This is a genomic window from Bacteroides sp. An279, assembly GCF_002159615.1.
Lineage (GTDB): Bacteria > Bacteroidota > Bacteroidia > Bacteroidales > Bacteroidaceae > Phocaeicola > Phocaeicola intestinalis.
In genome coordinates this window covers 49673-60690 of the sequence record NZ_NFJA01000011.1, presented here as the reverse complement: position 1 = coordinate 60690, position 11018 = coordinate 49673, and the positions used below count along the sequence as shown (strand labels likewise).

The 11018-nt window shown below is 39.2% G+C and carries 11 protein-coding genes and 1 pseudogene; 11 read left to right on the top strand and 1 reads right to left on the bottom strand.

Going from position 1 to position 11018, the window contains the following annotated elements:
• Nucleotides 1-124 precede the first annotated feature (124 nt).
• A complete protein-coding gene (locus B5F78_RS03775; RefSeq protein WP_087406061.1) occupies nt 125-793 on the bottom strand; it encodes a TetR/AcrR family transcriptional regulator in 669 nt (222 codons plus the stop codon).
• A 318-nt stretch (nt 794-1111) separates the two neighbouring features.
• Between B5F78_RS03775 and B5F78_RS03770 the strand changes: the two genes are divergently transcribed.
• From B5F78_RS03770 to B5F78_RS03720, 11 genes and pseudogenes are all read left to right on the top strand, one after another.
• Nucleotides 1112-1783: a DUF4840 domain-containing protein gene (locus B5F78_RS03770; RefSeq protein ID WP_087406060.1), complete on the top strand. Its 672-nt coding sequence runs from the start codon at nt 1112-1114 to the stop codon at nt 1781-1783.
• Between the two features lie 267 nt (nt 1784-2050).
• Nucleotides 2051-3004 carry an acyltransferase family protein gene (locus B5F78_RS03765; protein ID WP_087406059.1) on the top strand — a complete coding sequence of 318 codons (954 nt, stop codon included), beginning with the start codon at nt 2051-2053 and terminating at the stop codon, nt 3002-3004.
• A gap of 92 nt (nt 3005-3096) precedes the next feature.
• Entirely contained in the window at nt 3097-3582 is a 486-nt protein-coding gene (locus B5F78_RS03760) for a ferritin (protein ID WP_022039090.1), read from the top strand.
• A gap of 105 nt (nt 3583-3687) precedes the next feature.
• Nucleotides 3688-4374 (top strand): O-methyltransferase, encoded by a 687-nt coding sequence (locus B5F78_RS03755; protein ID WP_164470535.1) that lies wholly within the window; start codon nt 3688-3690, stop codon nt 4372-4374.
• A gap of 20 nt (nt 4375-4394) precedes the next feature.
• Nucleotides 4395-4967, top strand: a complete 573-nt coding sequence (locus B5F78_RS03750; protein WP_087406058.1) for a cob(I)yrinic acid a,c-diamide adenosyltransferase — start codon at nt 4395-4397, stop codon at nt 4965-4967.
• Nucleotides 4968-5030: 63 nt separating this feature from the next.
• The gene (locus B5F78_RS03745; RefSeq protein ID WP_013618052.1) at nt 5031-5252 is read left to right on the top strand and encodes a DUF2795 domain-containing protein; all 222 of its coding nucleotides are present in this window, start codon (nt 5031-5033) and stop codon (nt 5250-5252) included.
• A gap of 130 nt (nt 5253-5382) precedes the next feature.
• Nucleotides 5383-6219, top strand: a pseudogene (locus B5F78_RS03740) (MobV family relaxase); the annotation flags it as partial.
• Nucleotides 6220-6334: 115 nt separating this feature from the next.
• Entirely contained in the window at nt 6335-6559 is a 225-nt protein-coding gene (locus B5F78_RS03735; protein ID WP_027291200.1) for a helix-turn-helix transcriptional regulator, read from the top strand.
• A gap of 24 nt (nt 6560-6583) precedes the next feature.
• Nucleotides 6584-8314: an N-6 DNA methylase gene (locus B5F78_RS03730; RefSeq protein WP_087406057.1), complete on the top strand. Its 1731-nt coding sequence runs from the start codon at nt 6584-6586 to the stop codon at nt 8312-8314.
• Nucleotides 8304-9368, top strand: coding sequence for a DNA adenine methylase (locus B5F78_RS03725; RefSeq protein WP_087406056.1), 1065 nt, complete (start codon nt 8304-8306; stop codon nt 9366-9368). The genes B5F78_RS03730 and B5F78_RS03725 overlap by 11 nt, the downstream gene beginning before the upstream one ends.
• On the top strand, nt 9358-11013 hold the full coding sequence (locus tag B5F78_RS03720) for a hypothetical protein (protein ID WP_087406055.1): 1656 nt from the start codon (nt 9358-9360) through the stop codon (nt 11011-11013). Before B5F78_RS03725 ends, B5F78_RS03720 begins: the two co-directional genes overlap by 11 nt.
• The last annotated feature ends 5 nt before the right edge of the window (nt 11014-11018 follow it).

Below are 11018 nucleotides of genomic sequence, written 5' to 3'. Positions count from 1 at the left end.
TTTCCAGAGTCTCACCCTTTTGTCGTCCCAGGTAAATTGCGTACCTTTGCTCACGGGTTAAGTGCTTATACTTCATAGACAATACAAAAGTAATTAATCCGTGGGAGACGGCGGTCTCCCTTTTTTATTTTGTATTGCCGGATGACCCGAAGCCCGGCTTCCACCGCCTTCCTCCGCCCTTTCCGCTACGCTCCAAGGACGGAGGAAGGCGGTGGCGGAGTTGCACTTCTAACTTGACGGTGGGGTTTCCGGCTTGTGGAACTATTACTCCTTTTAGCATAAGGGAAGCTGCATAGTGAAGCATTTCCGGAGCACATTCCGCGAGTCGTGCATTGTATAGCAATTCCGTAAATGAACGGAGAAAAATATCCGTATCCAAGCTTGCCTGGATGCGGTGGGTTGACTGGCATGCTGCAATACTTTTTTTCAGTTCGTTCCACCATATTTGGTTAATAGCAAGGTATATCCCTTGATAATGCCGATAGATATCCAACCAGAAAATGCATTCCCCTTTATACAGGTTCTCTATGTATGCCTTGCATGTTTCCCAAAGGCATGCCAACGGATCGGGATTATTGTATGCTATGAGCTGAAACCGGTTTTGCATACGGCCTGAATAGGCTTCCAAGCAAGTATTTATCAAATTGTCTTTGGTTGCAAATACTTGATATATGGTACGTTTGGACACATTTGTGTGCTGGGCTATGATGTCCATACGTACAGCGCGGATACCATATTGTTTGACCGATTGTGAAGTAAAGGCTATAATTCTTTTACGCGTATGCTCATCCATAATTGTATATCAATGGTAACTCTTGTTTTCAGGATAAAGCAATCGGACGGGAAATACTGCGCATGGATATGTTAATAAACCTGAATCCAATTATTGTTTGTTATGAAACATATTGCTTCTAGGGTTGGGATGGAAACTCAATTTGCAAAATGAGTTTTCTTTGTGAAAAGGGGAGTCTAATGATTTGACTTCCAGCAATGAAACATTGTTTAACAATTGAGCCGTGCAAGATTTAAGGCGCTTTTGCATTTACTGCGCGAAACGATTGCAAGGAAGTCGTAGATAAACTGTATTAATTAATTTTTAAACCGTAGAAAAATGAAAAAAGTAATTAAACCTGTACGAGTTTTTGTTTCAATGTTATTAATGGGATGTGCTATAAGCTTCTCGGCTTGCAGCGATGATGAAAACACTCCACAGGTACCCGATGAAGTGACAACAGATGCCATGTTCGGCGATTATACGGGTAAAGTGGTAATGAGCAGTGTCAATCCGCTGGAAGGAGAAGATACCGGAGAAGGTGAAGAGACTCCTGCCGGAACCGATGTTTCTGCCAGTGTGGCCGATGATACCATCAGTTTTACCAATTTCCCCATTAAAGACATTGTACTTTCGGTTGTCGGAGATGAAGCATTGGCAGACCAAATTGTAGAAGCAGTAGGTGATGTCAATTATAAAATCGGGTACGAACCGACACTGACTGCCAATAAGGATAGTGTGGTATTTGTCATGCATCCCGAATCTTTGAAATTATCCGTGACCCTTCCTTCATCTACCGAAGAAGAAGCTCAGCCTTTGCTGGTAGAAGTAAAAGTTGAGGCTGGCAATACTGCTGCTTATGCTGTAAAATCCGGCAATATGAAGTTCGATTTTCATGCTGCAGAAATCTTGTTGGGCGAAGGCGAAGGTCAGACATCACTTCCCGGTTTTAAAGGGATGAGTTTTGATTTTGACATGAATCAGAGCAAGCTGGCCCATCATGGCTTTTAACAATAGCTTTTCTTCTGTTGATTGACCTGTCTTTTGTTTTGCCACACTGTTTTCTTAATAGACTTTCATCAGAAAACAGTGTGGCATTTCTTTTTATGAATGCCGCCTTTACATACGATACCATCGACTGGTGGAGATACTTGCATGTTCTTGCGCACTTATGTGCGTAGACCTATGCATATAGGTGCGTTTTAGTGGGTACTTTTTTTACATCGTATGATTTATTTCCGTATTTTTGGTCTTTCAAATAAAAAAGTCTCAAATATCATGAACGGAAAACGTATCGGAGAAATCGATTACCTGAAGTGTGTCTGCATCTTGCTGATGATAGCCTTCCACCTGGTGTTCTTCAGTGAAAAATATCCGTTGGCGAAGCAATGGGTATACACGTTTCACATGCCGGTATTCTTGATTTTGTCGGGGTACCTGATGCAAATTGAGAAACGGCCAAGTGAATTCCTGAGGGCGATGGCATGGATATTTGTCCCTTACATGGTGATGGAAACGGGATATGTGGTGATGTCGGCGGTGCTTCCTGTCCGTGATAAGGTGGATTGCCTGAGTGTAGGACTGATGCTGGAGAAATTATTCCTTCATCCGATGGGACCCTATTGGTATCTGCATACCTACCTGTTGTGCGGGCTAATATATTATGGTGTATTTCATTGGGCAGAGAAGATGAGGCTTATGTCTCGTCTGGTCGTATTAGGTACGGGATATGCCGTTCTGGCAGATGCCTGTCAACTTGTGTCATTACCTAATGCCTTGTATTTCCTGGCTGGAGTTGCTTTGCGCCGTTCGGGCATGACATTTACATCTTTTTTCTGTCCTTCTGTATGGGCATTGGTCCCTTTGGTGTGGCTGAGTGCTGATATGGCGAATCTGAATCGTTTCACTTTGGGGGGTGTTGCCATTGTGTACCTTGTGGCGAGTGTACTCTTGAGCCTCTATACGGTTATACCTGCTGGTATCAGGCGTGTTTCCGACTATGTAGGGAGGCATACGCTGGCATTGTTGGTCTTCTCTCCTGTGTTTACTATGCTTTCGAAAGGATTGGTACCATTGTTTATGTTCGACGAAACCGGTTTTTGTTTTCTTTTCGTGGCGATGATATTAACGGTGACAGGCTCATTTGGTATAGCTTGGTGTATTGATCGTGTGGGAGTTTCTCCCTATTTTTGGGGGAAGAAGCAGATGCTCCAGCCTTTTCATCCGAAATGACAATTTGGCACGATGTGGGTTCTGGCATTTCTTTTGTAGAAACTCATAATGTATTTATCTCTTGCATTTAATAATTAAAAAATAATACGACTATGATTTCAGAAAAATTACAAAACGCGATGAACGAACAGATCACAGCAGAAATGTGGTCTTCTAACCTGTATCTTTCTATGTCTTTCTATTTGCAGAAAGAAGGTTTCGATGGCTTTGCCAACTGGATGCGTAAACAATCGCAAGAAGAGTTGCAACATGCATACGATTTGGCAGACTATATCGCAAAACGCGGCGGTGCTGCCAAAGTAGACAAAATCGATGTCGTTCCGCAAGGCTGGGGCAGCGTATTGGAAGTATTCGAACATGTGTACAACCACGAATGTCACGTATCTGAGTTGATTGACAATCTGGTAAATGTAGCTTCGGCAGAAAAAGACAAAGCTTCTCAGGATTTCTTGTGGGGCTATGTCCGCGAACAAGTGGAAGAAGAAGCTACCGCACAGGGTATTGTCGACAAATTGAAAAAATGTAACGACTATGCCGGTGTTCTTTATCTGAATGACAAACTGGGCGCACGCGAATAAGTCCGTGTTGACAAATGAACGGCACAGGGGCATGGAGACACAGAGGTAATGGACTTTCGGTGCCTTTATGCCCCTTGTCTTTATAATGCGTGATACGTTATGAAGATGTCCGACCTATGCTTGCGGATATGGAATTGGTGTTGCCGGTTCCGGCACCGGTGCGGATATGGTGTACATTCACCTTCCGATTTTTTTCTGATTACATCGGTCATTTATGAAAAGATGCCTTATTATGCTTTTCAGCTTTTGCACTATAGCCGGGAGGATGAGAAAGACCAACTGTTCCATTATCGTGAAAAAACCGACCGGTTGCTGTTCCGGTTGGTCAATTATCTGCAGCCGGCATCAATGCTGGAAATAGGGACAGGGTGCGGACTGGATACTCGCTATATGGCAGAGGCAAAGCATGTCCCTCTCTTTACGATTGATGAGGAAAGACAAGACAAGGCAAGAATAAAACATGTCCTTTCTGCGTATCCGTTAGTGGATTACCGGACAGGAAATGTACTCCGCTTGCTTGACGAGGCATTGACAGGCAGACCGTTTGCTGACCTGATACACATCGGACATACACCTTATTATAAAGAAGCATTTGAGCGGTTGCTGCCTATGGTTACCGACCGTACGTGCATCATTGTAGGCGCACCGTATGCTACTCGTGAGAAAAAACGATGGTGGAAGCAGACGATTGCAGATACCCGTACGGGAGTCACATTCGATTTGTATGACATCGGTTTGGTTTTCTTTGATAAGAAACGGGTGAAAGAACATCGTATTGTCAATTTTCTTTAACTTAATACAACAGAGATGCTATGAAGAAAAGTATGGTCTATACGCGTACAGGCGATGATGGAACGACTTCGTTGATAGGAGGTGTACGAGTTCCGAAAACGCATATTCGACTTGAAGCATACGGCACTGTTGATGAGCTCAATGCGCAGATAGGGTGTCTAGTCTCGCAGATGGAAGAAGGTACAGACAAATCTTTGTTGCAATTCGTGCAACATAAACTTTTCGTTTTGGGAGCTTATTTGGCGACAGAGACTTCGAAGACTGATTTGTCGCCTGTATCTCAGATTACGGATGAAAACATTACCCGGCTGGAAGAAGCCATTGATACCTTAGATGTTTCTCTGCCTCCGCTTCGTGGGTTTATCTTGCCTGGCGGTTCGTATGCAGCTTCTACCTGTCATGTATGCCGTACGGTATGTCGTCGTGCAGAACGTTGTATTTGGGCACTGGAAGAAGCAGAAACAGGTTTTGAGATAGCCAGAAATGTGAAACAGTTTGTCAATCGTTTATCGGATTATTTGTTTGTTCTATCACGAAAGTTAAATCAATTAACACACCATGATGAAATTTATTGGGATAAGAGTTGCAAATGACATAAATTGTTATACTTTTGTGCCCCGATAATGTGAATGTAAAACTTTATAAACTGAAATACTATGTATTGGACATTGGAATTGGCCTCAAAATTGGAAGATGCACCATGGCCTGCTACAAAAGATGAGCTGATTGATTACGCAATGCGTTCGGGTGCTCCTATGGAAGTGATTGAAAATTTACAGGAAATGGAAGATGAAGGCGAAATCTACGAAAGTATCGAAGACATTTGGCCCGATTATCCTAGCAAAGAAGATTTCTTCTTCAACGAGGACGAGTATTAATAGCCTTCTGGATAGCAAAACAATTAAATATCAGCGCGATAAACAAATATGATTTGTTTGTCGCGCTGGTGTTTTATGGTGTTTTATGGTGTTATATGGTGCAGTTTGTCTAAATTGCAGATTTTCGCTTAAAAAACGGAGTTTGTCTAAACTAACCTACAAGGCAAAACAGGCGGAAAAAGCAGTCAAGGGACTGCAGACAATGATACGGAAACTTGAACGGGAAATGCTTGCCGGCAGGAACCGGCTTAAAGAAATCGATGAAGCTCTCGCGTCCGGCAAAATAACTCTTGACAGGTATGAAGTGCAGAAGGCGGACATACAGAAACTCATTGCCGAGTATCAGGAAAGACTTGAAGACAAATCCAATAAACTTCATGCAAAGGAGCATGAATTGGAATAATTGACAAAGGATGCGGCGAAAGCTCGTTCTGTTATACAGCCATTTCGCAACCACAAAGTTGATTTCACGCCACCGCAAATTACAGAGAAAGTACCATTGTTCGGTACGGACAAATGGATTGAGCGTCAGAATCGGTCTATCTCCAAGCAGTTTACCGAAATTGTCCGGAAGATAGAATCCCTATACAGAAATGATGTAGCCAGGCAGGTCGAAGCCGCCCAACGCAATGTCCTGGCGGATTATGGAGAACTGTATCAGTTACGAAAGGAGGTCAAAACGCTTATTGAGAACAATGATGGCTTGAAATCAACATTGGAAACAATGCTTGACCAACTTGCTAACCCTTCTCTCCGCTCAAAGATATTCGCCATTGCCGATGCTCTTGCCGGAGGAACACCTGCTGCAATTTCTTCCGGTGGCGGAGGTGGCGGCAATTCCGACTCCGATCTTCGCTGGGACGGCCGCAGGCCGGATGAGGAGGAAGAAGCGTATCGGAAGAGGTGTTTAAAAACAGCTATAATAGTAGTAATGAGAAGTAGTAAATCACGTGGACGAAATAGATAAGACAGTACTAATGATCTCGTATTGCATTTCATAAACTGATATTTATATCAGTATGTTTTGATGATTATCTTTTTATGTTTAACTTTGTGCTGTTAATCATGTAATATGAAGCAATATGGCAAAAATAGAATGCTCAAACCGATTGCGTGTAATTTTAGCTGAAAAAGAAATAACCAATCGTTGGCTGGCAGAGCAGATGGGGGTTACAGATATGACTGTCTCACGATGGAAGACCAATAAGGTGCAGCCATCTATGGCTCAGTTTGTCGAAATCGCCCAACTGCTCAAAGTGGATATTAAAGACCTCATTGAGGCTGACTTTAATTATGATATAGAATAACTACAGTTTAACTATCAGAAAATAATGGTTAAAGTTGCGGAATATAGTCTTGAAGAACAAAAATCACTTGGTGCATTTTACACACCAGCCGCTCTTGCAGAATATCTTGCAAAAGCAACTTTGTCATTGTCCAGAATTGACAAAAGTAAAAGATATGTTGTTTTGGATCCGGCAACTGGTGAAAGTGCATTATTAAATGCATTCAATTCATTATCTAAAAGAAAAGGGATATCAAATTGTTTTGTTGGAATTGATATAGAGGAGAAAGCCATTAATCACTCAAAAAGTATTTTCTCAGGTATTTCAGAAAATAGTGTTTTTATTAAATGTGATGCACTTTATCCGTATGAATCAATGGGGAGTTTTGAAGGATGGTCTAAACTTTCAAAGAGATATTTTCCTAATGGAATAGATTTTATAGTCTGTAATCCTCCATGGGGAGTAGATAAAACCATTTATGACCAGCTTTCAAATGATTTTGAAATGGCAAAAGGTCAATATGATATTTATGACCTGTTCATAGAATTATGTGTACGAATTCTTAATGTTAATGGTGTTTTTGGATTTATTGTTCCTGATACAATATACAGTGAGGAGCATAGACCTATTAGAGAATTCCTTTTAAAGAACACGACAATTAAACAAATAGTAAGATTAGGAGAAGGAATTTTTCCTAATATCAATATTGCAGTATCTTTAATCTTTGGAATAAAACGTGTATGTAACAATAGACATTCTATTTCATGCGCTCATTTATCCAACGATATAAAAAAGAAAGTTATTAGTAATGTAATTTCATTAGAAAGTGCGATCAATCTCTGTTTGTGTAAGATACCGTCAAAAGTGATGGTTATTAATGAATACTCATTCTTTACTGATATTAAACAAAATGATGTTAATCTTACGAAGATATTAAATAATTGTCCAAAGATTGGTGACATAACTAAGAGTCAACGAGGTGTTGAAATATCCAAAAAAGGAATAGTGCTACAATGTTCAAGTTGTCATGAATGGTTCCCGGAGCCTAAAGTAAAAACTGATGGTATTATCAAGTGTCCTCATTGCCATTATAGCGGGAAAAAATCTACTTTTCTTGCAACAGAAATCATATCCAGCAAATCGTTGAATGGTTATAAGAAGATTATTGTAGGTGAAGATGTATATCGCTTTGGTATAAATGCTAAGAAATATATAAAAACGGATATTCCTGGCATTAACTACAAAGATGTTCGGCTATATGAAGGTTCAAAGATACTTGTTAGGAAAACAGGTGTCGGTATTACCGCTGGCATTGACTATAGCGATTGCTTAACGAACCAAGTTGTATACATAATAAAACGTAGAGAAGACATTGATCCTATGATAACGAATGAAGTAATTATTGCCGTTTTAAATTCACGAATAATAACTTATTATATTATTAAGTCCATGGGATGTAATGGCTGGAAAACTCATGCATATCTTTCACAGAAAGCTGTTGCTTCTTTACCATTCCCTAATATTGACACGAACAACTTAGAAACAAGAGCTTGTCTTATTCAAATAACGAAGTTAGTACAAGAGAATAAAATTAATACGGATAATTTTTCTATTGATGCGGATGCAAAAATAGAATATCAAATAGCAAAACTTTTCGGAATTAACGAAACAGATTATGGTATAATATACAAAGCGATCAACGAGGTTCAACAAATGATACCATTTAAAAGACTTTTAAAGGTATCTGTAAAAGATATATTTAATAATGGGATATAGGTATATTGGATCAAAAGATAAATTAGCAGAAACATTGATTGACATATTTCGTCAACGCTGTCCTGCTGCGCATTCTGTCATAGACTTAATGGCAGGAACAGGACTATTTTCTCTTGCATTACGGAAACATGGATATAGAGTTATTGCTTCTGATGTAATGACATATTCATATCATCATCTTGTTGTAAATTTGCTTCTTAATAAAGAGCCAAAGTTTCAAGTATTGTCCTCTGTACTAAGATTAGATAATGGTTATCAAAGTGTTCTAGAATACCTCAATTCGTTATCTTCTAATCCTGGTTTTTTTACAAAAGAGTATTCTCCAAGTGGCAACCCGTCTGCGGGTTGCAAACCGCGTAAGTACTTTACATCAGAAAATGCTTCTAAAATTGATGTAATAAGGAGTATGATAAAGGACTGGCATGCAAAAGGCCTTATAACTAACATTGAACATTCTCTTTTGCTGCATGATCTAATTATGGCAGCAAATGATGTCGCAAATATTGCAGGAACATATGGACATTATTTATCTCATTTTGTCAAGCGTGCGGAAGATAAAATAAGTTTGATGCCCACATTTTTTGACCCAGATGAAAATATAAATAATCATGAAATCAGAAAAGGATATGCCGAAGAAATTGCAGCTGAATTATATGCCGATATATGTTATATAGATCCTCCATACATTAAAAGACAGTATGCGGCAAATTATCATATTCTTGAAACCATTGCAAGAGAAGATGAACCAGAAGCAATAGGAGAAAGTGGATTGCGGCCTTGGCGTGATCAATATTCCAATTTTTGTTCAAAGGTGAAAATCCGTAGTTCATTTGATACTATTATTAATAATATTCATTGCAATGACATCTTTATTAGTTATAGTGAAGACGGTTTGTTATCTATAAATGATTTGTTGACTTTTTTACGTCAATATGGGACTGTTGAACTTTCGGAGATCCGTTATAAACGTTTTCGAAGTAACAATAGTAAAAAGGGATTAGAATTAACAGAGTATCTTATATATTTACACAAGAATGCAGAGTATGAATGTTGAGTCTTTGATTTTTAGAAAATTAACTCCCAATGAATTTAAGGCTATTACAAATACCATTAATTCACCGGGTGGGGGAAGTCAAACATATATTGACTTTCCTAAAGGTAGCATCAGTGATGATGATTTTAAGGATTTCTTTGAAAAAGAAGGGACTCAAAATGCCAATGGCTATGAGTGGACTTTCAAAGTAAATAGCCTTTCGTTAGGACGAACTCAACAAGAAGAAGTCATATCTTCAAGAAGGGATTCTTCAAATTCACTTAGAGAGCAGAATAACGAAAACCGAATAGAAATATGGAAAAATGAGAGAAGTGGATTCCCGGCTGATTCTTATGATGATAAGAATAATCCAATTGTCGTTTTTATTTTAAAGAGCGATGATAAAGAATTTTGGGCTGGTTGGTTTTATAGAAATAGCTGTGATGACACATGGCCAATGACAAAAGGATTGTCATATATGTTATGGAAGGACTGCGCTTATGTAAAATTCGACATTCCAATTCCTTTTGATGTAAATGATTACACTTGGCCATTCCTCAAGTCAACTTCTACGCATAATAGAAAACAGAAATCGAATAAAAAATCGCTTCAACAGATATACTACGGAGCCCCAGGAACAGGTAAGTCGCATACAATAAAAGAACAAACAGAAGGGGAAAGTGTAATTCGTACTACGTTTCATCCCGATAGCGATTACTCGACCTTTGTTGGGACTTACAAGCCAACTATTGGACTTCTTCCTATTTGTGACGAACTTGGGCAACCTATGAAAATTGGTTCTACAGTTCTACATAAGGAACAAATTATCTATGAGTTCGTTGAACAAGCATTTTTTCAGGCTTACGTTCGAGCTTGGGAATTTTATGCAGATGCACAAGACGGAACCCCACAAAACCAATATTTAATTATTGAAGAAATCAATCGTGGTAATTGCGCACAGATTTTTGGTGACTTATTTCAACTGCTTGACCGTAATAGCGATGGCTTTTCTGATTATTATATCAATGCTGATAAAGATATGAAGAAACAACTTGCAAAAGTGTTTAAAGGAAAAACTATAAAGCAAGCAGATAAAATCAATTCGTTATATAAAGAACAGAATATAGTAGATAAAGTATTGAATGGAGAGATATTACTTCTTCCAAATAATCTCTACATTTGGGCTACAATGAATACTTCTGACCAAAGTTTGTTCCCCATTGACAGTGCATTCAAGCGTCGTTGGGATTGGGAATATGAGCCTATCAAGTATAAGAATACCGGATGGAAAATAGAAATCGATGAGCAGAATAAGTATTCATGGGTTGCATTCCAGAAAGAGGTTAATAGGAGAATATTTGACGCCACTCATTCTGAGGATAAGATGCTCGGAGATTATTTCGTCAACCCTACAGATGGTGTGATAACTGCGAATTTGCTGCGGAATAAAATTCTGTTTTATTTGTGGAATGACGTGTGCAAGGACGGGGAAGGAGATATCTTCCGAACAAGTGAGACCGATGAGGTGCAATTTTCGGATTTATATGGTGAAGACGGTAATAGTAAATTGCTCGGAATGATGAATTATCTTCTTAAGAAATCTGATGAAGATAGGACTAACGCTAATGCAGAAACAGTTAATGGAACAGAAAATCAAACTATGTAATTCTT